Below are 21,993 nucleotides of genomic sequence, written 5' to 3' on the forward strand. Positions count from 1 at the left end.
TAGGCGTGGGACACTCTTACCCCAAGCTCCGGTAGCGCCCCCGCTTGGGCTCCACGTCGCCGAGGCGCTTCTTTTCGGCCTCCTCGTACTCCGAGAAGTTGCCCTCGAACCAGACCACCTCCGAGTTGGCCTCGAAGGCCAGGATGTGGGTGGCCAGGCGGTCGAGGAACCACCGGTCATGGCTGATGATGACGGCGCACCCGGCAAAGTTTTCCAGCGCGACTTAGCGGGCCAGCAAATCGAATAGGGGCTGGTTGATGTAGTAGTTCGACACCCCCAGCTTTTGCTTTTGCAGCAAGCCGTCGGCAGCCAGCTGGTTTAGATAACCCGCGGCCGTGATGCGGCTTACGCCTAGTTCCTGCTGCACAAACTCAATGCGGGTATAGGGATGGCGAAAGAGATTATTGAGCAGGTCCTGACTGTAAAAACGGTAATTGCGCAGCTGTTGCTTAGTGCGCTGCATTAACTCCCGCATTTCGCCGATCAGCGTGATGGTTTCGCGGGCCGTTTGCGCTACGCCGTCAAGCATATATAGTAACCACGGCTCCCAGTTACCCGTGTCGCGTACTTGTTGCAGATGCCGGTAATAATCGGCTTTGTAGCGGATGAGGTACCGGCTCAGATACAGCACCGGAATATCCAGCAGCTCTTTTAGTACCAAGTACAAAATGTTCAGAATACGGCCCGTACGACCGTTCCCGTCATAAAACGGGTGGATACTTTCAAACTGAAAGTGTAGCACCGCCATCTTCACCAATGGATCCGCGTCGCTGAGCGTGTCATCATTCAGGTAGACTTCTAGATTGCCCATCAGGCGCATAATCTCAGCTGAATCCTGCGGGGGCATGTAAACCACATCGCCCAACTGATTCTTGAGGGTTGTTCCCGGCAAACGCCGGTACCCCGCATTGTTCTGCTCCAATTCCCGTTGAATCAGCGCCAGATGGTTTACGCTCAGAAACCCATACTGCCGTACCAAGCTAAAGCCCAGCCGTAACGCCGCCGCGTAGTTACCCACTTCTTTAGCCGCCTGCGACTTTATCCCTTCCGTCTGCAACGCGGCCTTGAATAGTTCGTCGTGGGTAGTAATGATGTTCTCGACGGCAGAACTGTCTTTGGCCTCCTGCAAGGGCAGCGTATTGAGCAAAATACCCTCGTTCGGAATGGTCTTGGACACGCCTTTCAGTTCAGCTAAAGCCGCACGAGCTTCGGGTAGCTTCTTCAAAACGGCCTTCGTTTCTATTTCAGCAGTGGGCGGCAAATCGGTCGGTTGCCACAAGGCAGCAGGCATTGGACTATGGTATGGTCGGAAAAGGAATGCGGCATCTGATAAGCAAAACACGCTTTGCTTATCAGATGCCGCAAGATATGTAAAGAAAACAGCCGTTTGCTTTACATAAGCTCGAAGGTATGCATAGACAATGTCCATTTGCTATACAAACACGCCGCCGGAACTGCTTCCGGCGGTGCGTTTCAGTTAGGCGTGGAGCAACCTTAATTCAAGCTCCGGTAGCGCACCCGCTTGGGCTCCACGTCGCCGAGGCGCTTCTTCTTGGCCTCCTCATAATCCGAGAAGTTGCCCTCGAACCAGACCACTTCCGAGTTGCCCTCGAAGGCCAGGATGTGGGTGGCCAGGCGGTCGAGGAACCACCGGTCATGGCTGATGATGACGGCGCAGCCGGCGAAGTTTTCCAGCGCGTCTTCCAGGGCGCGGATGGCGTTAACGTCGAGGTCGTTGGTCGGTTCGTCGAGCAGCAGCAGGTTGGCGCCCTGCTTGAGGGTGGTAGCCAGGTGCACCCGGTTCCGCTCCCCGCCCGAGAGCGAGCCGACTTTCTTTTCCTGGTCGCCGCCGCGGAAGTTGAAGTTGCTCACGTAGGCGCGCGAGTTCACCTGCCGGCCGGCCAGCAGCATAGTTTCGGTGCCGCCCGAAATCGTCTCGAACACCGACTTGTTGGGCTCCAGCGTGTCGTGCTGCTGGTCCACGTAGGCTGTCTTCACCGTGGGGCCTACCTCGAAGGTACCCGCGTCGGGCTGCAGCTGCTCGGTGATGAGGCGGAACAGGGTGGTTTTGCCGGCGCCGTTCGGGCCGATGATGCCCACGATGCCGCCCTGGGGCAGGGCAAACGAGAGGTTCTCGAACAGCAGCTTGTCGCCGAAGGCCTTGCTGATGTTGTGGGCCTCGATAACCTGGGCGCCCAAGCGCGGGCCGTCGGGGATAAACAGCTCCAGCTTCTGCTCCTTCTCGCGGGCGTCCTCCGAGGCCATCTTGTCGTAGCTGGCGAGACGGGCCTTGCTCTTGGCCTGCCGGGCTTTGGGGGCCATGCGTACCCATTCCAGCTCGCGCTGCAGGGTTTTCTGGCGCTTGCTCTCGGTTTTCTCCTCCTGGGCCAGGCGGGTCGACTTCTGCTCCAGCCACGAGGAGTAGTTGCCCTTCCACGGAATGCCCTCGCCGCGGTCCAGCTCCAAAATCCAGCCGGCCACGTTGTCGAGGAAGTACCGGTCGTGGGTTACGGCAATGACGGTGCCCTTGTACTGCTGCAGGTGCTGCTCCAGCCACAGCACCGATTCGGCGTCGAGGTGGTTGGTTGGTTCGTCGAGCAGCAGCACGTCGGGTTCCTGCAGCAGCAGGCGGCACAGGGCCACCCGGCGCTTCTCCCCACCCGAGAGGTTGCCGATGATGGCGTCTTCGGGCGGGGTGCGCAGCGCGTCCATGGCGCGTTCGAGCTTGTTGTCGAGGTTCCAGGCGTCGAGCTGGTCGAGGCGCTCCTGCACGGTGCCCTGGCGCTCCAGCAGCTTGTCGAAGTCGGCGTCCTCGGCCCCGAAGGCCTCGTTGATTTCCTCGAACTCCTTGAGCAGGGCCACCGTCTCGGCCACGCCTTCTTCAATGACCTCGCGCACCGTCTTGGTCGGGTCGAGCTGGGGCTCCTGCTCCAGGTAGCCCACCGAGTAGCCCGGCGACCAGACGACCTCGCCCTGGAACTGCTTGTCCTGGCCAGCAATAATCTTCAGCAGCGACGACTTACCCGAGCCGTTGAGGCCGAGCACGCCGATTTTGGCGCCGTAGAAGAAGGAGAGGTAGATGTTTTTGAGAACCTGTTTCTGGGGCGGGTAAACCTTGCTTACCCCCGCCATGGAGAAAATAATGGTGGGCTGGTCGCTCATGCAGAGAAGCTGGTGAATGAAGTCGAAGGCATCCAGAACGTCATGCCGAGCGCAGCGCAGCATCTCGCCTGCTGATGGCCGATGGTATCGTCATGCTAAACTCCGCGAACCACAGGCGAAGCCAAGCAGCTCCACCGCTTCTGCGGATTTGTCCAACGAAGCCGTAAAAGTGCTTCGCAGGCCCAGCATGGTGTTCGTCGGCGCTTGATTCAACGAAGCACGCGAGATGCTGCGCTGCGCTCGGCATGACGTTCTGGCGAACCGGGCGGCTTGGTTCTACTTCCTCCCCGCCCGTTCTTACAAAGCTACATTCGCCGCGCCACACCACCCAGCCGCAAAGTTTACTTGCATCATATCTAATATATGATGCAACTTCCGGCTACGTATGTCGTCTCGGCTAAGCTGGACGCGGCCCGTTCTCATCTTTCGCTCAAACCAACCGCAGGTCCTTGCGTACCGTCAAGTCATTACGAAACCCGTAAACTTGTACGTTTTTCGTTTTCCGCCACCCACCACCCCGCACCTATTCAGGAGGTTAGTATCCGTATGGAACAGCAAACCCAGCTGCTCACGCAGGCCCGCCAGTTCGGCTATATCGAAGGCGGCCAGGTCTGGCTCCGGCCCTTCATGACGTTTCCGGCCCGCCAGGTCGGCCAGGTAAAAGACACCGAGGACGCCGCCCTCATCTACTTCGCTCAGCGCTTCGAGAGCTTCCGCACCAAAGTGGAAGACCTGCTCACGCGCATCACCGAATCCGAAAACAAGGGCTCCTTCCTGATGAAAGCCCTGCACCTGAAGGAGCAAATCGGGGCCTACGACGGCCTGGGCGACTTCACCGCCCTGCACGAGCGCCTCACCGAGGCCGAGGAGCAGATTCGCACCCTGGTTTCGCGCAACCGCGAGAAAAACCTCGCCACCAAGGCCAAAATCATCGAGGAGGCCGAGGCCCTGCGCACCAGCATGGACTGGCAGGCCGGCGCCGAAACCCTCAAGGACCTGCGCCAGGCCTGGATCAAGACCGGCCCCGTCGCCAAGGAGTTGACCGACGAGATGGAAACCCGCTTCCAGGCCGCCGTCGAAGACTTCTACACCCGCAAGAAAGCGTTCCAGGCCGATAAAAAGGCCATGACCAACCGGGCGTTCGAGAAGTACAAGTCGCTCATCCACAAATCCGAAGCCCTGCAGAACTCCGACGACTGGGAAGGCGTCACGGCCCAGCTCAAGGACCTGCAGCAGCAGTGGAAGGAAGTAGGTGGCTCCTTGCCGCGCAAAACCGCCAACGACCTGTGGACGCGCTTCCGCGCCGCCCACAACCGCTTCTTCGACCGCCTCAAGGAGCACATCAGCAGCAAGCGCGTGGAGGCCAAGGACCACTACATGGACGACAACCTCACCCGCAAGCGCGACTTGGTGGCGGAGGCCGAAGCCCTGGTGGAAAAGCCCATGCACGAGGCCGTCACGCGCGCCAAAGAGCTACAGGCCGCCTGGAAGAAAGTGGGCCCCGTGCGCGGCCCCGAGTCGGACCGCGTGTGGGAAGCCTTCCTCTCCGCCTGCGACCGGGTGTTTGAACTTAGCTCGCTGGAACACTATATTCGGAAGCGGCAGCCCCAGGAAGGCCCCAAGCCGCCGGCGGCCGAGCAGTACAGCCAGCGCGTGGCCGCGCTCAAGGACTTCATCAAGTACGACCGGCAGGAGCAGGCCGTGCTGGAGGAGAACCTGGGCAAGCTCACCGACACGCCCGGCAACGAAGCTTTCCGCAGCATGCTGCAAAGCAAAATCCGGGCGTTTGAGCGGAAAATCCGCACGAAAAACGACCTGATCGAATTCCTGCGCCAACGCTACCAGCAATAAGCCAACATTTCGGCCGCGTTTGCGTTGTCCCCGAAAATCCCGGCCTGACGCATTGTCGCACGTCGTGTCCCCGGCCGGGTTTTTGATGGCGGCGCAATCCGCTTCTTCTTACTCAACTTCCCCCCTTTTACACACCCCCTGACTATGTACTGGACTCTGGAACTTGCCTCGTACCTGGAAGATGCTCCCTGGCCCGCCACCAAAGACGAGCTCATCGACTACTCGATCCGCTCGGGCGCCCCGATGGAGGTAGTAGAGAACCTGCAGGCCCTCGAAGACGACGGGCAACCCTACGAGAGCATCGAGGAAGTATGGCCGGACTACCCGACCAAGGAGGACTTCATGTTCAACGAGGACGAGTATTAGGATTAGTGCTTAGTTGGTAGTGCTTGGTGCTTAGGCTCTGGCGGGCAGCGGGCCTCCGTTAGCCGCGCCAACTGGCCCACGCCATGACTCAAATACCAAGCACCAAGCACCAAGCACTAAGCACCAATAATCTGGTTGCGGGGTACGAACGACGCGTTCTGCTCCGCAACCTTTTTTTGTCCGTACCCCATGGCGCTTTCGTGGCCATCGTGGGGCACAACGGGGCGGGCAAAACCACCCTGTTTCGGGTGCTGACGGGCCAGCTGCCCTACCAGGGCACGGTGGTAGTGGCGGGCCGGGAGCTGCGCACGGTGCGCCGCCCGGCCGTGGAAGGCCTGCTGGCCCACCTGCCCCAGCGCAACGTGGTGGCCTTTCCCATCGAGGTGCGCGAGCTGGTGGTAATGGGCCGCTTCCGCCAGCACCGCAGCCTGCTGGCCGGCTACACCGCCGCCGACTACCAGCTGGCCGACCAGGCCCTGCACGAAGTCGGCGCCGCCCACCTGGCCCGGCGCGACTTCACCCAGCTCTCGGGCGGCGAGCAGCAGCTGGTGTGGCTGGCCCAGCTGCGCCTGCAGGACGCTGCCCTCTGGCTGCTCGACGAGCCCACCCAGCAGCTCGACATCTATTACCGCCGCCGCGTGTTCGGCCTGCTGCGCCGCTGGGGCCAGGAGCTACACCGCACCATCCTCTGCATCACCCACGACCTGGAGCAGCTGCCCGAGCTACCCGGCTACCTCCTGAACCTCTCGGCGCCGGAGCCGGCGCTGCAGCCGCTCAGCCGCGAAACCGTGGACGCGGCCCGCGCCTGGCTGGAGGACGAGGCGAGCTTGCATAACTAACAGGTGAGCGGGATGAGCAGATAACTAGCACGCCTTCCTGCGGTTCGCTCTGCTCAGGATGACGTGCTAGTTATCCGCTCATCTATCCAGCTTTTCTCCTCCCCGGCCGGCCGCTCAGCACCTGCCCGATGGAGCGCAGGAAGGGCCAGGGCGTGACCGAGTTCATCACCTGCAGATTCTCGACCCAGCTGGTTTTCTCGTCCAGGAAATCCAGGATGCGCTCCGTGGGGTTGCGGCGAAACAAGTCGGCGAAAATGTCGCGGGTCATTTCGCCCTGGCGCTGCATGATATCGAGCAGCAGCGCGTCGAAGAAGCGGAACTGCCACCGGTCGCCGGTGAGGTCGGGGGGCAGGGTGCCGGTGGTGGCCAGGGCGGCGGCGAGGCGGGCGGCCTGCTGCTGCATGCGCAGGAAAGCGTAGCCGGTGCTAGCCTTCACGCGCCCGCCGCGGGTGCCCAGATTCACGATACCGGCCCCGTCGTGCGCGGCAAACGGGTGGTCGGTCATGGGAATGGCGCCGCTTTCCGTCTCCACCACGCGGTAGGGCTGGCCGCTGAGCAGCTCGTGCAGGTACTCGCGCAGGGCCACTTCGTATTGCTCCGGTGCCAGCAGCGTGCCCGAAAACAAGGTGTACTCCACTAGCGCCCGGCGCGGCCCGAACGGCAGCACGTACACAAAGCGGCACTCCTGCTGCTGCGGCACCCGGAAGTCCATAAACACCGGCGTCCGGGCATCGAAAGCGTCGAAATCCGTTTCCACCTCCCAGCCCACAAAGTGCTGCCAGAGGTAGCGCTTATCGGGCCGGCGCTCCACCTGTGGCGGGCGGCTGTCGAAGGCGTAGCGGGCCGAGAACGTGCCGGCGTCGGTGCGGGCTACCACGCCCTGCGGGGTATTTTCGAGGGCCTCGACCCGGGCCGTAACCCGCGTAAACTGCGCCGGCCGCGCGGCCAGTGCCTGCTGCACGAAGCGGTAAAAATCCAGGCCGCGCAGGGTGCAGTAGCGGTGCCGGCGCAGCGGCAGCACGGCCTCAAACCGCGGACTGCGAAACGCCAGCTGCCGCCACTCGGCCGCCAGCACCGCGTCGTAGGGCGTGGGCTGGTCGGTCCAGAACGACCAGGTTCGGTCGTTCTTGTCCTTGGTTTCGGGTTCCAGCAGCAGCACGCGCTTGCCTTGCAGGCGCGGCTCCTGACTAAGGTGGTAGGCCAGGCTCAGGCCGGCCGCGCCGCCGCCGGCCAGCAGGTAGTCGTAGTCGGGGTTCACGGGCACAAAGAACGCCGGCCGCCCGAATAGGTTCGGGCGGCCGGAGCGCAACGGTGGTAGAAAAAGGGTAGGTGGCTATTGGTGCGCCAGGTTGCTGGGGGCGTGGTCGAAGGCGCCGGCCAGGTCGCGCACGGCGTCGCGCACGTCCAGGTCCAGCTCGGCGCTGAAGTGCTGGCGGCCGTGCACAATGCTCACGCGGGCGTGCAGGCGCTCCAGCCACAGCTTTTCGTTTTGCTGGTAGGCCGAGGTGTAGGGGTCGTCGTCGGAGAGCAGCACCATGAGCTTGTTTTCGGGAATGGCGTGGCGGGCCCGCTCGTAGTCGATGGGCGCGTTCATCCAGTGCAGGATGTCCTGCCAGGGGCTGTCGACCATAAACCAGCCAGCTACGCACAGCACCCCGCGCACCTGGGCCACGGCCTGCTCCCGGTTGATTTCGGCCAGGTAGTGCAGAATGGCCAGGCAGCCCACGCTGTGACCCACAAGGTAGACTTCCTGGTTTTGCAGGCGTTCGGGGGGTAGCACCTGGCGCAGGTGCGCCACGGCCTGGCTGATAACGGGTACTTCCCAGGAGGGCATGTCGAGCGGGTGCACTTCGTAGCGGAAGCCGTCTTCCGGGGCCGTTTGCTCCAGCTGCTGCTTCAGCCAGGGGTACCAGTCGCTGGTGCCGTTGCCGCCCCAGCGGGGCACCACGTACACGTGTTTGGTGGGGGTCATAGAGGGGAAGGATGGTGGTAGTAAGCGGGTCGTAATGCCACGCGGGAAGCACGACAGTTACCTAAGTTCATATAACCAAAAGAATGGCACATAAACAAATCAATACTCAACCATTGAAAAACAAAAAAGCCTCCGGACAACTCCGGAGGCTTCGCTGCCAGGGTAACAAGCGGCTTAGAAGTTCGGCGACAGGGAGTACTTGTGGTAGAAGTCGTCGATGATTTTCACGGCTTCGGCCGCGTCGTCCACGATTTGCACCAGCGCCATGTCTTCGGGCGAGATGTTGTGCTCCTCGTGCAGCATCACGTCCTCAATCCACTTGAACAGGCCGTTCCAGTAGGCCGAGCCCACCAGCACGATGGGGAAGCGGCCGATTTTGCGGGTCTGAATCAGGGTAATGGCTTCGAACAGCTCGTCGAGGGTGCCGAAGCCGCCGGGCATGCCCACGAAAGCCTGGGCGTACTTCACGAACATCACCTTGCGGACGAAGAAGTAGTCGAAGTTGATAACCTTGTCCGGGTCGATGTAGATGTTGTGGGTCTGCTCGAAGGGCAGCTCGATATTGAGGCCCACCGACTTACCACCCTCGGCGCGGGCGCCCTTGTTGCCGGCCTCCATGATGCCGGGGCCGCCGCCGGTGATGACGCCGTAGCCGTGGCGCACCAGCTTGGCGGCAATTTCCTCGGCCTGCTGGTAGTACGGATTCTCGGGCTTGGTGCGGGCCGAGCCGAAAATGGACACGCAGGGGCCGATTTTGGACAGCTTCTCGAAGCCCTCCACGAACTCGGCCATCACCTTGAAGATCTGCCAGGAGTCGGCAATCTTAATCTCGTTCCAGTCCTTATCGACAAACGCCTTGCGGATGCGGTGCTCGTCCTCCAGCTGGGTGGTCCGCTCGCCGTGGGTTTGCTCGCGAATGTCGCTGATGGTGGTGGCCTTGTTATCGTTCACGTCGGGCTGCACGATGGTCTGGCCGCTGCCGACGTTGTGGGCTTCTTCCTGAAGCTTGGTTTTGCTGGTTTTTTTCAGTTTGGTCATGGCCACGCTGAGGTAATGAGCCGATTCGCCTTTTTCGGGCTGATGCAACCGCACGGGTTCAGGGCGCGGCGAACCGGGAAGTGGAAAAATGGGAATGAATTGGGGAGCAAAAGAAAGGCCGTTCGCGCCCGGAAGGCGGAACGACCAAAAGTATGGGCGGCCAAGTTAACAATTCGTTAACATTCCGCCATAGGCTATGACGAAATTGTTACTCTGGGTGGATGGCTAAAGGGTCAAATGACTAAATGGCTGGATGGTTAAATGGCTGGTCGTTCAGGCGCTTCGTTGAACAACCAACCATTTAACCATCCAGCCATTTGACCATTTAACCATTTACTTCGACCGAATGGCTTCCACCGGGTTCATCATGGCCGCTTTCACCGACGGAATAATGCCCGCAATGACGCCGATGAGCACCGACAAGCCCAGACCCAGCACGATGCGGTACATGGACATGGTAATCTTCATGGCGTCCTGCGGCACCAGGGTTATCAGCCAGACCAGGAACAACCCGGCGGCCCCGCCGATGAGGCAGAGGAAAATAGCTTCGAACAGGAACTGGGCCAGGATGAAGTAGTTCTTGGCCCCCAGTGACTTCTGAATGCCGATGATGTTGGTGCGCTCCGTCACCGACACGAACATGATGTTGGCAATGCCGAAGCCGCCCACCAGGATGGCAAACGAACCGATAACGGCCCCCGCTACCCCAATTACGCTAAACAGGCTGGAAATGGCGTCGGCCAGCATTTCGGGGCGGTTCAGGGCGAAGTCGTCCTCCTCCCGGGGCTTGAGCCCGCGGATGTTGCGCATGGCGCCCTGCACTTCCGATTCCAGGTTGAGCAGGCCCGGGTCTGCGTCGGTGCCCTTGATGCCGATGGTGCCCTGGGCGCCGCCCATGCCGCCGTTGCTCAGGGCGTAGATTTTGGTGAAGGAGCCCAGCGGCACCAGGCAGTTGGTGTCGTTGCTGGGCGTGTCGAGCATCTTTTTGCCCTCCTTCTCCATCACCCCGATGATGGTGTATTTCAGCCCGTGGGTACGAAACTCCTTGCCCACGGCCGAGCCGTTGGGGAACAGGTTGTGGGCAATGTCGTAGCCAACCACCGCCACGTTGCGGGCCGCGTCGATTTCCTGCGGGGTGAAATAGCGCCCCTCCTGCACTGGCACGTCGGATACCTGCCGGAACTCGTAGGTGACGCCCTGCAGGGCAATGTCTTCCAGGCTGTTGGAGCCGGCCTTGAGCGTATTGCCGCCCCGGGCCGCGAACAGGGCTACGCCGCGGTTATTCTCGGGCGTGAGCAGGCGCTGGAGCTGCTGAAACTCGCGCAACGTGGGGCTGGGCCGGTTGAAATACTTCCACCAAGGATAGTCGCCGCCGAAGGCCCAGGGCCACTTGGCCACGTAGATGACCTTGTCGCCCACGAAGTTCATGCTCTGCCGCACGCTGGCTTCCAACGAATCGACCACCGTGAACACGGCAATGATGGCAAAGATGCCCACCGTGACGCCCAGCAAGGACAAAATGGTGCGCAACAGATTGGACTGCAGCGCCTGCCAGGCAAAGCGGAAACTTTCAAACGTCAGGCGGAGGGTTTTCATAGCTGCTGGATGGCTAAATGGCTGAACTGTTAAATGGTTATTCGTTCCGGAACGGCCAGCCATTTAGCCATTCGGCCATTTAACAGTTTTTCTGGCGGGAAGGTAACGATATATCCGGGCGGGTTCCGTACTTTTGCAACTCGAAAAAATTGCGTAATCTCCCCGCAATCTTGCCTGTACTAAACGCCGGCCATGAAGCTCTCCGAGTTTAAGTTTGATTTGCCCGAATCCCTGGTCGCTCAGCACCCCGCCAAGAACCGCGACGAGTCGCGGCTGATGGTGGTGCACCGCGACAGCGGCCGCATCGAGCACCGCTCCTTCAAAGATATCATTGAATACTTCGACGACGGCGACGTTTTCGTGGTAAATGACACGAAGGTATTTCCTGCCCGCCTCTACGGCAACAAAGAAAAGACGGGCGCCAAGATTGAAGTGTTCCTGCTGCGCGAGCTGAACAAGGAGCTGCACCTGTGGGACGTGCTGGTGGACCCCGCCCGCAAAATCCGCGTGGGCAACAAGCTGTACTTCGACGACGACAGCATCATGGTGGCCGAGGTCATCGACAACACCACCTCGCGCGGCCGCACCATCAAGTTTTTGTTCGACGGCCCCGAGGAGGACTTCTACAAAGCCCTGCACGACCTGGGCGAGACGCCGCTGCCCAAAGAGGTCATCACCCGCGACCCGGAAGCGGCCGACAAAGAGCGTTACCAGACGATTTTTGCCAAGCACACGGGCGCCGTGGCCGCGCCGTCGGCCGGGCTGCACTTCACCCGCGAGGTTATCAAGCGCCTGGAAATCAAAGGCGTGGACATGGTACCGGTAACGCTGCACGTGGGCCTGGGCACCTTCCGCCCCGTCGACGTGGAGGATTTGACCAAGCACAAGATGGACTCCGAGAACTTCATCGTGCCGGCCGATTCGGCGGTGGTGGTGAATAAGGCGCTGGACCAGAAGAAGCGCGTGTGCGCAGTGGGCACTACTACCATGCGCGCCATGGAGTCGTCGGTATCGGCCAACGCCCGCCTGAAGCCCACGGAAGGCTGGACCGACCGGTTTATCTTCCCGCCCTACGACTTCAAAATTGCCAACGCCCTGCTGACCAACTTCCACCTGCCGGAAAGCACGCTGATGATGATGGCCTCGGCCTTCTCGGGCTACGACCTGCTCATCGAGGCCTACCAGACGGCCATCAAGGAGAAGTACAAGTTTTTCAGCTACGGCGACGCCATGCTGATTCTTTAATGGGGTCTTAGGGTCTTAGGATCTTAGGGTCTTAGGGTCTTAGGGTCTTAGGGTCTTAGGGGTAGTTGCTTTGCCCTGCTTATGTTGCGCCGGATACCAGCTTTTGCTGCTATCCGGCGTTTTTTGTTGCCCGTCATCACGCCGATTTCTAGCCTGCCTCTTCTGCATGTCTTCCCAAGCCCCCAAGACCCCAAGCCCCCAAGACCCCAGATTCGCCATCATCGTCGCCGGCGGCAGCGGCACGCGCATGGGCGCCGACCGGCCCAAGCAGTTTCTGAAGCTACGCGGGGAGCCGGTGCTGGTGCACACGCTGCGCCGCTTTGCCGCCCCGGAGCTGCACGTGCAGCGCCTCGTGCTGGTGCTGCCCGCCGACCAGCTGGCGGTGTGGCAGGAGCTGCACCAGCGCTACGCCCCCGAGCTGGCGCACGAGGTAGTAAGCGGTGGGGCTACGCGCTGGGCCTCGGTGCGGCAGGGCCTGGCCCGGCTAAAGGAATACAGCGCCGGCGTGGTGGCCGTGCACGACGGCGTGCGGCCCCTCACGCCCTTGTCGGTTATTGAAAGCACCTACGCCGCGGCCCGGCAGCACGGCGCGGCCGTGGCGGCGGTGGCACCCAAAGACTCGGTGCGCGGCCTCTCGGCCACCGGCTCCTACGCCCTGGACCGCTCCCGCCTGCGCCTGGTGCAAACGCCCCAATGCTTCGAGCTGGAGCTGCTGCGCCGCGCCTACCAATTGCCCGAGCTGCCCACCTTCACCGACGACGCCAGCGTGGTGGAGGACTTGCAGCACCCCATCCACCTGGTGCCGGGCGACTACCGCAATCTGAAAATTACCACGCCCGAGGATTTGCTGCTGGCCGAGGCGCTGCTGGGCTAAATACCTACTCTGTAAAAGACTTAACTCCAGCTTTCTTGGTAAGCTGCCAGACGCACAAAGCGGCCGGCTCCCGTTGCAGGGGGCCGGCCGCTTTGTGCGTCTGGCTATCTAATTACGCCTTTACAAGCCGAATTAAATAAAAATTAAAATTGCAGTTTAATCATCATTAAACTTTCACTATTTCTATTCATCTTAGAGGTTACAATGCCGGCCGCATAGTTGCCTGCTTGTCGCGCGCCCGTCTTTTTTTACCTCTTGCCTATGGACCGTAGAGCTTTCCTCCGCAAACCGGCTTCAGTACTCACGGCCCCGGCAGCTGCGCTGACGGACACCGCGGCATACACCGACCCGCCCGGTCAGGAAACGGTCAGCCGCTTTGCCAACCAGACCCTGCCCGACGTGCCGCGCACCAACGCCAGTCTGGCGCCCTACGCCGGCACCTGGGGCCCGGTGCAGGCGGCTCACCTGCTGCGCCGCTGCGTGTTCGGCCCGACGCGGGCGCAGCTGGCGGCCGCGGCCGGCTCCTCGCTCACGCAGGTGCTGAACGGGCTGTTGACGGCCCCGGCCGCCCCGGCCCCGCCCGTCAACGTGTCGGCTACCGATACCAGCGTGGCCATCGGGCAGACCTGGACCGCGCAGGCTTTCGACCAGAACTTCGAGGGCGTGCGGCGCTCCTCCCTGCGGGCCTGGTGGCTGGGGCAATTGCTCAGTGACTCCACCCTGCAGGCGAAGATGTGGCTGTTCTGGCACAACCACTTCGTCATCGAGCTGGCCGACGTGGGCGACGCGCGCTACGGCTACCAGTACGCCGAATTGCTGCGCAGCCAAGCCCTGGGCAACGTGAAGCAGCTGTGCAAGGACGTGACCGTAGCCCCGGCCATGCTGCGCTACCTCAACGGCAACCAGAGCACCGCCACCGCGCCCAACGAAAACTACGGCCGGGAGCTGCTGGAGCTGTTTACCGTCGGCAAAGGCCCCATCATCGGCCCCGGCAACTACACCACTTACACCGAGGCCGACGTGCAGGCCGCCGCCCGGGTGCTGACCGGCTGGCGCGACAACTCCACCACCATCCAGGGCTACTACACCGCCTCGCGCCACGACACCACGACCAAGCAGTTCAGCGGCGCCTTCCAGAACCAGAGCATTCCGAACGGCGGCGCCACCGAGTACCAGACGCTGGTGGACATGATTTTCGGGCAGGCCGAAACGGCGCGCTACCTGGTGCGCAAGCTCTACCGCTGGTTTGTGTACTACGTCATCGACGCCACCACCGAGCAGCAGGTGATTCAGCCCCTGGCCGCCCAGCTGCAACAAAACGGCTATAACCTCGCGCCGGTGCTGCGGACCTTGCTGGCGTCGGAGCACTTCTTCGACGCGGTGAACGTGGGCTGCTACATCAAAAGCCCGCTGGAATTCTCGCTGGGCCTGCTGCGGCAAATGGAGGTAGCCCAGCCCACCAGCAGCAACGTGGCGCAGCAGTACGCGGTGTGGGACTACTACAACGGCCTCACCAACCTGCAGCAGCAGTACCTGGGCGACCCGCCCAACGTGGCCGGCTGGCCCGCCTACTGGCAGACGCCGCAATTCAACGAGCTGTGGATCAACGCCGTGACCTTGCCGCGCCGCAACCAGGTATCCGATGCGCTGCTTACGACTACCGGCGTTACCCGCTCGGGCTTCCAGCTCATCATCGACCCGGTGGCCTGGGCCCAGAGCCTACCCGTGCAAACCTCGCAGGACCCGAACCTGCTCATCCGGGCCTTCGTGGACGTGCTCATGCCCTTCCCGCTGACCACGAACCAGCTGGCCTTCCTCAACGACGCGCTGCTGCCCGGCCTGCCCGACTTCGAGTGGACCGACGAGTGGACCCAGTACCTGGCCGCGCCCACCAACACCGCCAAGAAAAACGCCGTGGCCACCAAGCTCCGCGCCCTGCTGCGCGTCATGCTCAGCCAGGCGGAGTTTCAGTTGTCTTAATGGCTAAATGGCTTGATGGCTAAATTGTTAAATGGCTGGATTATGAATGATTAAATGGTTCGATGGCTAAATGGCTGGTCGTTCTGACGTTAAGCAGCTAGCCATTCAGCAATTTGACCATTTAGCAGCTTGCCCATTTAACACCCCACCAATCAACCATTTAACAATTCAGCCATTTAACCATTACTTCCCATGAAACGCAGAGAATTTATCCAGACGGCGGCGGCCGGGGCGGTGCTGCCGGTGCTGATGAACGGCTTCCCGGTGGCCGCCTACGGGCAGGACAACGCCGTGCTGGCCGCGCTGGTCAACGCCACCACCCAGACCGACCGCGTGCTGGTGCTGGTGCAGCTCAACGGCGGCAACGACGGGCTGAACATGGTCATTCCGCTCGACCAGTACAGCGGACTGATGACGGCCCGGCCCGACATTGCCATTCCGCAGGCCCAGGTGCTGCCCATGACCCAGCTTACCGGCCTGCACCCGGCCATGACGGGCCTCAAGAGCCTCTACGACAACGGCAGCGTGGGCGTGGTGCAGAGCGTGGGCTATCCTAACCCCAACTTCTCGCACTTCCGCGCCACCGACATCTGGACCTCGGCCTCCGACTCCAACGTGACCTGGACCACCGGCTGGGCCGGCCGCTACCTCGACGGCGAGTTTCCGGGCTTCCCTACCGGCTACCCCAGCACCCAGAACCCCGACCCGCTGGCCATTACCGTGGGCTCGGTGGTGAGCAACTGCGTGCAGGGCCCCACGGTAAACATGGGCATGGCCATTGCCAGCACCAGCTCGTTTTACCAGTTGCTCACCGGCACCGTCGACACTGCCCCGAATACCCCCGCCGGCCACGAGCTGACGTTTATCCGCCAGGTGGTGCAGCAGACGCAGGTGTACACCGCGGCCCTGCAGCGGGCCGCCCGGGCGGCCACCAACCTCTCGCCGCTCTGGCCTACCGCCGGGCAGAACAGCCTCGCCGATCAGCTCAAAATCGTGGCCCAGCTCATTGCCGGCGGGCTGCAGACGCGCATCTACTGCGTGAGCCTGGGCGGCTTCGATACGCACGCCCTGCAGGTGCCGGCCACCGGCAGCACTGCCACCGGCACCCACGCCACGCTGCTGGGCCGCGTCTCGCAGGCCATCGAAGCCTTCCAGGACGATTTGCGCCGCCTCGGGGTGCAGGACCGGGTCGTGGGCATGACGTTTTCGGAGTTTGGGCGGCGCATCAAGGCCAACTCCGGCAAGGGCACCGACCACGGCGCGGCGGCCCCGCTGTTCGTGTTCGGCACCAGCGTCAATCCGCGCATCCACGGGCAGAACGTGCAGGTGCCGCTCAACGCGGGCGTCAACGACAACGTGCCCATGCAGTTCGACTTCCGCTCCATCTACGCCTCCATTCTGCAGGACTGGTTTGCGGTGCCGACGGCCACGCTCACGGCCTTGTTCGGCCGCACCTTCCCCTACGTGCCCGTGCTGCGCCCCGGCGTGCTGACGGGCACCGTGGCGGCCGAGGACGTGAACGTGCCCGGCTTCAGCGTGTACCCCAACCCCGTGCGCGGCCGGGCTACCGTGGCCTTCGAGGCCGGCGGCGCCCACGTGCAGGCCCGGCTGTTCGACGCCACCGGCCGCGAAGTGCAGCTGGTGGTCGACCGGGTGCTGCCCCGCGGGCCGCAGCGGCTGCCACTCGATGCGGCGGGGCTGGCGGCGGGCACCTACTACTGCCACGTGCAGGAAGGACCGCGCATCAGCACCCGGCTGGTGGTGGTGGAATAGCCGCCCGCGCGGCGGCTAACCTCGTCGGTTACCATTAAAACTCGAAAAACTCCCCGCTCGGCTGTAGCCCTGGCGGGGAGTTTTGCGTAATGCCCAAACACGCCCGCCGGCCCCGCCTGCGGGCGTTTGTTCCGACCCCCTAACTACCTCATCTGCTCCATTATGGACAACCAGATCCAAAAAAACCTGGAAGACATTCTCCCGGAAGACATTGCGCGCACCTTCGAAAGCGCCTACCACGTCATCAAGGGCGACAATGAGCACGTCGAAGACTTGCTGCGCCACGGTGGCGCCCTGCTGCGCAAGGCCAGCCAGCGCCTGACGCCCACCCAGCTGGTGCTCGGCATTGCCGTACTGGCGGCCGGCGCCGTGTTTGTACTGGCTAAGTATTCCGACCAGATTCAGGACGCCATCGAAGACTTCACCGACGGCGAAGACGACAAGCAGCCCGCCCCGGCGGCTAAATAGCTTTAGAGCCAGCAACGCAGCCTGCTCCTCACCGGGCGGGCTGCGTTTTGCTGTGCTACGATCCAGAAATAGCAATGCATTTTATATAACTTTTATTATTAATATTTTCACAATTACAACTTATCACGTATACTAGCACCTCGTTCAGCTTTTCCTGCCACTACCAAAACCTTACACCTCATGCGTAAGCAGCTTTACTATGCGCTGGCCGCTGTAATTCTGGGCAGCACAGCCGTACCCGAAACCGCCGCAGCCGAAACGCTGCTGCCGGCCCCAGCCGCTTCGGTTCCCACCGTTCACGCCACTACGGCCGACCGTGCCGAGACGCTGAAAAAGCGAAAGAAGCGCAAAAAGCGCCGCATGGGTAGCCGGCGCGGCCGCTAAGCCCTTCGCATGATGATGTCGACCTACTGGCTGGCATTTATCAGCGAATCAAACGCTTAACTCTCTGCTGCTAATACCGCCCTTACGGAACGCGAGGGTAGTTCAAACGGCTTCACATCTTCATGTGAGGCCGTTTTTTTGTGCCCCGGGCCGCCCACGCCGTAACATTGCATTGTCAAACGATTCTAGGATTTCTCCACTTCCCCGCCCTCTGCCTGCTATGAAAACCCTCTGCTTCTCCCTCCTGCTGGCCGTGCTGGCCAGCGCCCCCTTCGAAGGCGCCACTGCCGCCCCAGCTTCCGCTACCACGCTCACCACCGCCGACCACGACACCTTCGGGGGCGGCTACAAGTTCAAGCGAAAAAAGCGCAAGAAAAACCGCGGCCCGCTGCGCCACAGCAAGCGCCGCGGTCTGTTTGGTCGCTAGGCCGCGGCCGGCTCCAGCACCGAAGCATCGTTGTGGGCCGGCGAATTAACCAGCGTCGTCACGGCGTACTCCTTCAGCAAGCCGTCGGGCAGCGGGCGCAGCAGCGCCTGGTGCTCGGCGGCTTTGGCGTCGTTGCTGAGCCAGGCTAGCTCGGCGGCGCGGTCGGGCAGGATGACGGGCATGCGGTTGTGCAGCCGGGCCATCAGCTCGTTGGGCTCGGTGGTGACGATGGTGAAAGTGGGCACCACTTCGCCGGTGTCGCGGTCGGTCCACTCGTCCCAGAGGCCGGCAAAAGCGAAGGGGGCCTCGTCCTGGCGCAGAATGCGGTGCGGAATCTTGCCGCGGCCGGTTTGCTGCCACTCGTAGAAGCTGTCGGCCAGCACCAGGCAGCGGCGGCGCTGCAGCAGCTGCCGAAACGAGGGCTTCTCGGGCAGCGTCTCGGCCCGGGCGTTGATGGGCTTGGGCGCCTGCTTCACGTCTTTCACCCAGGCCGGAATCAGCCCCCATTGCACCGCCTGAATATCGTGCGGGGCCAGGTTGGTGATGATGGGCATGCGCTGCGAGGGCGCCGCGTTGTAGTTGGCCGCGGTAGGTGCGGCGGGCTGGGCATCAAAGCGCTTGGCCAGGCCGGAGTCGGGGGTGATGATGGTGTAACGGCCGCACATGGCAGTAGGGTATGAGGTTGTGAGGGTAGGAGTTTACGAGTCGTCGCAGCGGCCGGCCATTGCGTGACCGGTCAATACATAACCCCAAAACTGGCTTATCAGTGCCGTTTTCGGCGTTTGCTGCAAACGAAAGGCCTGTTATTTTTCTTTCCTCGGTGGGTGATGTACCGCGACTCATCGGGCCCTTGGCAACGCTAGCCACCCAACCGGTTTGCGTCCGGCAAAGCTCATCCGCCACTGACCACTGCGGCCAATGCCGGTAGCTCAGGATGCTTTACTGACGGCTTTGTCCTCGGCCACCAGCTCGGCCATGAACTGCCGCAGCAGCTGGGCCACTTCGCCGGGGGCTTCGAGCGGCAGCAGGTGGCCGGCACCCTCGATGAGGTGAAAGGTGGTTTTTTCGGCCAGGCACGGCAACAGCTCCCGTTGGTGCACCTGCGGGGGCAGCACAGCATCGGCGGTACCCGCTATGAGGCACACGGGCACCTGCACCCGGGGCATGCGGGCGCAGAGGTCTTCCCGGCTACCCTGCAGCAGCCAGGCGTCCCAAGCGGCGCGACTGGTGCGCAGGTTGTCGGCCACTACCTGCTGGTGCAGCTCGTCGGCTAAGGGCCGGGCGGTGATTTTATTGAACGTTTCCTCAGCCGCTTCCGGGTCGCCGTGGCTGCCGAGGCTTTGCTGCCGCTCTTCTTCGGTCATGGGCTCGGGCGTGGGCGGCGACGGGCTGAGCAGCGCCAGGCCGCGCAGGCCGGCGGGCTGCCGGGCGGCCAGGGCCAGGGCAATCTTGCCGCCCATGCTGTGGCCGACCAGCACGTACTCCGTCAGCTGCCGCTGCGCAATCAGCGCTTCTACCTCGCTGGCGTAGGCTTCTACGGAATAGCCGCCCGTGGGCGCCGCCGCGTCGCCGAAGCCGCCGAGGTCGGGCGTGAGGCAGTGGCAGTCGACGCCAAGGTCGGCAGCTACGCCGTGCCACTCGCGGCCGGAGCCGGCCCAGTAGTGCAGGAAAACGAGGGAGAAAGGCGGGGCGGCGGGCATAAACGAAGAAAAACGGACACCGAATTACTTACGCGAAACCGGCGGCCGGGTACAGGCGGCGGCTAGCCGTTTTCTGCCCCGGGGCCCGCTGGCACCGGTATTGACTCCGGCGGCCTTGCTTTTCGTGCGGCTTCCGGCCAGTTTCGGCGGTATAATTCTGGCTATCATTGACGTGCTCATCAACGCCCGCCCGTATGGCCTCATCAGCTACTTCCCCCGCCTGGCCCGCCCTGCCGGCCGATTCCTGGACGGCCACGCGCCAAACCCTGCACATGTGGACGCAGATTGTGGGCAAGACGCGGCTGGCGCTGTCGTCCATGCTCAACCACTGGTGGCAGGTGCCGCTGTACGTGACGCCCCGCGGCCTCTCCACCGGCTCGATGCCCTACGCCGCCGGCGCCTGCGAGGTCGTATTCGATTTTCACCACCACGAGCTGCAGCTCTACACCAGCGACGGGGAGGTGCGGCGCATGGCCCTGGCGCCCCGCTCCGTCGCCGATTTCTACCGCGAATACCGCCAGTTGCTGCGCGCGGCGGGCGTAGCCGCGGCTATCTGGCCGGTGCCGGTAGAGGTGGAAGACGCCACCCCCTTCGCGCACGACCAGCACCACCACAGCTACGACGCCGACGCGGTGCAGCGCTTCTGGCGCATTCTGCTGGGGGCCGACCAGCTGCTGGGCGAGTTTCGCAGCCACTTCACCGGCAAGGTCAGCCCGGTGCATTTCTTCTGGGGCTCCTTCGATCTGGCCGTCACCCGCTTTTCGGGCCGACCGGCGCCCCCGCATCCCGGCGGCGTGCCCAACCTGGCCGATTGGGTAACGCGCGAGGCCTACTCGGCCGAAGTCAGCAGCGCGGGCTGGTGGCCGGGCGGCAACGGGCAGGAAGCCGCCTTCTACAGCTACGCCTACCCCTCGCCCCCCGGTTTCGGCGCGGCCGCCGTGCGCCCCGCGGCGGCTACGTTCAGCGAGCAGCTGGGCGAATTCCTGCTGCCCTACGAAGCCGTGCGCACCGCCCCCGATTCGCGGCAGCTGGTGCTGGATTTTCTGCAGAGCACCTACGAAGCCGCCGCCAACCTCGCCCACTGGGACCGGAAGCACTTGGAGCGCCACTGAGTTCGTTCATAAATTATGCACGTATGCTGGACAAAATTGATAACCCAACTTCGCCCGCTAGGCCGATGACGCCAGAGGAATGGGATAATGCCCTGAAACAAGCAACTACCCCGGAAGAAATGACCGCCTTGGCTTTGCAGATTCCTCCGGCCAAACCGGATGACCCGCCACGACCTGACTACGGAATAGAGCAAGGGTAGCCACACGATCTACTTCCAGCGAATCTTCTGCCCCGCGCCGCGGGCGTGCAGGCGCTCGGGGGTACGCTGTAGGATGATGTCGCGCAGAGTGGTGAGCAGGGGCAGCCGCACGAAGCTGTGGTGCACCACCAGGCTGACTTCGCGCACCGGCTCGGGCGCCACGAAGCGCTTGAGCATGGGGTTGCGGCCCAGTTCGTCGAGCACCGACAGCTCGGGAACCAGGGTATAGCCGTGGTTTTGGCGCACCAGCTGCTTGAGCGTTTCGATGGAGCCGCTTTCGTAGGTAAAAGGGCGCACATCGGTGGCCGCGGCGGGCGTGCAGATGTTGAGCGTCTGCTGCCGGAAGCAGTGCCCCTGCTGCAGCAGCCACATATCGGGCGCCTGCAAATCCTGGGGGCTGATGTGCGGCTGGGCGTAGAGCGGGTGGCCCTCGGCGACGTAAGCCAGAAAGGGCTCTTCCAGCAACGGAATTTCCTGCAGGGCGCGGTCGTCGAGGGGCGTGACGAGCAGGCCTACGTCGAGCTGGTTGGCCTGCAGGCGCTGCACGATGTGCTCGGTTTGCAGTTCCTCCACCTGCACGCGCAGCTGCGGATGGCGCTGCACCAGCTCCAGCAGAAACAGCGGCACCAGGTAGGGCGCCAGCGTCGGAATGATGCCGAGGCGCAGCTCCCCCACCAGCTCACCCTTTTCCAGCTGTACCGCCTCGCGCAGCTGCTTCACGGCACGCAGCACCTCGCGGGCGTGCTGCACCGCCTTGGCTCCTATGGCCGTCGGCTCGATGCCGCTTTTGGTGCGGTGAAACAGCAGCACGCCCAGCTCGTCTTCGAGCTTCTGCATCTGCATGCTGAGCGTGGGCTGGGTAACAAAGCACTTCTCGGCGGCCAGCACAAACTGCCGGTGCGTATCGAGGGCGACAAGGTATTCGAGCTGCTGCAGGGTCATCAGTGGGTAGTCTTGGAGCGGTCATCCCGGGCTCAGCGCAGGACCTTCTCACGTTAGCGCAAAC

At 62.6% G+C, this 21,993-nt stretch carries 21 protein-coding genes and 1 pseudogene; 12 read left to right on the forward strand and 10 right to left on the reverse strand.

Annotation, left to right across the window (positions count from 1 at the left end; genetic code table 11):
- Nucleotides 1–16 precede the first annotated feature (16 nt).
- The 3 genes and pseudogenes from EJV47_RS20135 to ettA form a co-directional block, all read right to left on the reverse strand.
- Nucleotides 17–220, reverse strand: a pseudogene (locus tag EJV47_RS20135) (energy-dependent translational throttle protein EttA); the annotation flags it as partial.
- A 3-nt stretch (nucleotides 221–223) separates the two neighbouring features.
- Nucleotides 224–1,291 carry a Fic family protein gene (locus EJV47_RS20140; RefSeq protein ID WP_126695004.1) on the reverse strand — a complete coding sequence of 356 codons (1,068 nt, stop codon included), beginning with the start codon at nucleotides 1,289–1,291 and terminating at the stop codon, nucleotides 224–226.
- Between the two features lie 203 nt (nucleotides 1,292–1,494).
- Nucleotides 1,495–3,162: an energy-dependent translational throttle protein EttA gene (gene ettA / locus EJV47_RS20145; protein ID WP_126695005.1), complete on the reverse strand. Its 1,668-nt coding sequence runs from the start codon at nucleotides 3,160–3,162 to the stop codon at nucleotides 1,495–1,497.
- Nucleotides 3,163–3,708: 546 nt separating this feature from the next.
- Between ettA and EJV47_RS20150 the strand changes: the two genes are divergently transcribed.
- The 3 genes from EJV47_RS20150 to EJV47_RS20160 all read left to right on the forward strand — a co-directional run bounded on the left by EJV47_RS20150 (nucleotide 3,709) and on the right by EJV47_RS20160 (nucleotide 6,218).
- Nucleotides 3,709–5,013: a DUF349 domain-containing protein gene (locus tag EJV47_RS20150; RefSeq protein ID WP_126695006.1), complete on the forward strand. Its 1,305-nt coding sequence runs from the start codon at nucleotides 3,709–3,711 to the stop codon at nucleotides 5,011–5,013.
- A gap of 144 nt (nucleotides 5,014–5,157) precedes the next feature.
- The gene (locus EJV47_RS20155) at nucleotides 5,158–5,379 is read left to right on the forward strand and encodes a DUF2795 domain-containing protein (RefSeq protein WP_022821757.1); all 222 of its coding nucleotides are present in this window, start codon (nucleotides 5,158–5,160) and stop codon (nucleotides 5,377–5,379) included.
- A gap of 83 nt (nucleotides 5,380–5,462) precedes the next feature.
- Nucleotides 5,463–6,218, forward strand: coding sequence for an ABC transporter ATP-binding protein (locus EJV47_RS20160; protein WP_126695007.1), 756 nt, complete (start codon nucleotides 5,463–5,465; stop codon nucleotides 6,216–6,218).
- Nucleotides 6,219–6,300: 82 nt separating this feature from the next.
- Here the strand turns inward: EJV47_RS20160 and EJV47_RS20165 are convergent, their stop codons facing one another.
- From EJV47_RS20165 to EJV47_RS20180, 4 genes are all read right to left on the reverse strand, one after another.
- Nucleotides 6,301–7,476, reverse strand: a complete 1,176-nt coding sequence (locus EJV47_RS20165) for a lycopene cyclase family protein (protein ID WP_165903845.1) — start codon at nucleotides 7,474–7,476, stop codon at nucleotides 6,301–6,303.
- Between the two features lie 75 nt (nucleotides 7,477–7,551).
- Nucleotides 7,552–8,190, reverse strand: coding sequence for an RBBP9/YdeN family alpha/beta hydrolase (locus EJV47_RS20170; protein ID WP_126695009.1), 639 nt, complete (start codon nucleotides 8,188–8,190; stop codon nucleotides 7,552–7,554).
- Nucleotides 8,191–8,364: 174 nt separating this feature from the next.
- A complete protein-coding gene (locus EJV47_RS20175) occupies nucleotides 8,365–9,228 on the reverse strand; it encodes an LOG family protein (protein WP_126695010.1) in 864 nt (287 codons plus the stop codon).
- Between the two features lie 333 nt (nucleotides 9,229–9,561).
- A complete protein-coding gene (locus EJV47_RS20180) occupies nucleotides 9,562–10,824 on the reverse strand; it encodes an ABC transporter permease (protein ID WP_126695011.1) in 1,263 nt (420 codons plus the stop codon).
- Nucleotides 10,825–11,016: 192 nt separating this feature from the next.
- On the opposite strand from EJV47_RS20180, the gene queA reads away from it, so the two are divergent.
- From queA to EJV47_RS20215, 7 genes are all read left to right on the forward strand, one after another.
- Entirely contained in the window at nucleotides 11,017–12,069 is a 1,053-nt protein-coding gene (queA, locus tag EJV47_RS20185; protein ID WP_126695012.1) for a tRNA preQ1(34) S-adenosylmethionine ribosyltransferase-isomerase QueA, read from the forward strand.
- A gap of 166 nt (nucleotides 12,070–12,235) precedes the next feature.
- Complete coding sequence (locus tag EJV47_RS20190) at nucleotides 12,236–12,943, forward strand: 2-C-methyl-D-erythritol 4-phosphate cytidylyltransferase (protein ID WP_126695013.1); 708 nt, start codon at nucleotides 12,236–12,238, stop codon at nucleotides 12,941–12,943.
- Between the two features lie 261 nt (nucleotides 12,944–13,204).
- Nucleotides 13,205–14,923, forward strand: a complete 1,719-nt coding sequence (locus tag EJV47_RS20195) for a DUF1800 domain-containing protein (RefSeq protein WP_126695014.1) — start codon at nucleotides 13,205–13,207, stop codon at nucleotides 14,921–14,923.
- A 192-nt stretch (nucleotides 14,924–15,115) separates the two neighbouring features.
- Entirely contained in the window at nucleotides 15,116–16,696 is a 1,581-nt protein-coding gene (locus tag EJV47_RS20200; RefSeq protein WP_207895937.1) for a DUF1501 domain-containing protein, read from the forward strand.
- 162 nt (nucleotides 16,697–16,858) lie between these two features.
- On the forward strand, nucleotides 16,859–17,164 hold the full coding sequence (locus tag EJV47_RS20205; protein ID WP_165903846.1) for a hypothetical protein: 306 nt from the start codon (nucleotides 16,859–16,861) through the stop codon (nucleotides 17,162–17,164).
- 180 nt (nucleotides 17,165–17,344) lie between these two features.
- Nucleotides 17,345–17,548 carry a hypothetical protein gene (locus tag EJV47_RS20210; RefSeq protein ID WP_126695016.1) on the forward strand — a complete coding sequence of 68 codons (204 nt, stop codon included), beginning with the start codon at nucleotides 17,345–17,347 and terminating at the stop codon, nucleotides 17,546–17,548.
- Between the two features lie 220 nt (nucleotides 17,549–17,768).
- A complete protein-coding gene (locus tag EJV47_RS20215) occupies nucleotides 17,769–17,975 on the forward strand; it encodes a hypothetical protein (protein WP_126695017.1) in 207 nt (68 codons plus the stop codon).
- Here EJV47_RS20215 and EJV47_RS20220 read toward each other — a convergent pair.
- Both EJV47_RS20220 and EJV47_RS20225 read right to left on the reverse strand, forming a co-directional pair.
- Nucleotides 17,972–18,640: an SOS response-associated peptidase gene (locus EJV47_RS20220; protein ID WP_126695018.1), complete on the reverse strand. Its 669-nt coding sequence runs from the start codon at nucleotides 18,638–18,640 to the stop codon at nucleotides 17,972–17,974. The genes EJV47_RS20215 and EJV47_RS20220 overlap by 4 nt on opposite strands.
- 264 nt (nucleotides 18,641–18,904) lie before the next feature.
- Nucleotides 18,905–19,675 (reverse strand): alpha/beta fold hydrolase, encoded by a 771-nt coding sequence (locus EJV47_RS20225; RefSeq protein WP_126695019.1) that lies wholly within the window; start codon nucleotides 19,673–19,675, stop codon nucleotides 18,905–18,907.
- Nucleotides 19,676–19,869: 194 nt separating this feature from the next.
- Between EJV47_RS20225 and EJV47_RS20230 the strand changes: the two genes are divergently transcribed.
- A complete protein-coding gene (locus EJV47_RS20230; protein WP_126695020.1) occupies nucleotides 19,870–20,787 on the forward strand; it encodes a DUF5996 family protein in 918 nt (305 codons plus the stop codon).
- Between the two features lie 23 nt (nucleotides 20,788–20,810).
- A complete protein-coding gene (locus tag EJV47_RS28475; protein ID WP_207895938.1) occupies nucleotides 20,811–20,987 on the forward strand; it encodes a hypothetical protein in 177 nt (58 codons plus the stop codon).
- Nucleotides 20,988–20,996: 9 nt separating this feature from the next.
- Here EJV47_RS28475 and EJV47_RS20235 read toward each other — a convergent pair whose 3' ends face one another.
- Nucleotides 20,997–21,929, reverse strand: coding sequence for a hydrogen peroxide-inducible genes activator (locus tag EJV47_RS20235; RefSeq protein WP_126695021.1), 933 nt, complete (start codon nucleotides 21,927–21,929; stop codon nucleotides 20,997–20,999).
- Between the last annotated feature and the right edge of the window lie 64 nt (nucleotides 21,930–21,993).

Source organism: Hymenobacter gummosus (assembly GCF_003970915.1).
In the GTDB taxonomy this organism is placed as follows: Bacteria; Bacteroidota; Bacteroidia; order Cytophagales; family Hymenobacteraceae; genus Solirubrum; species Solirubrum gummosum.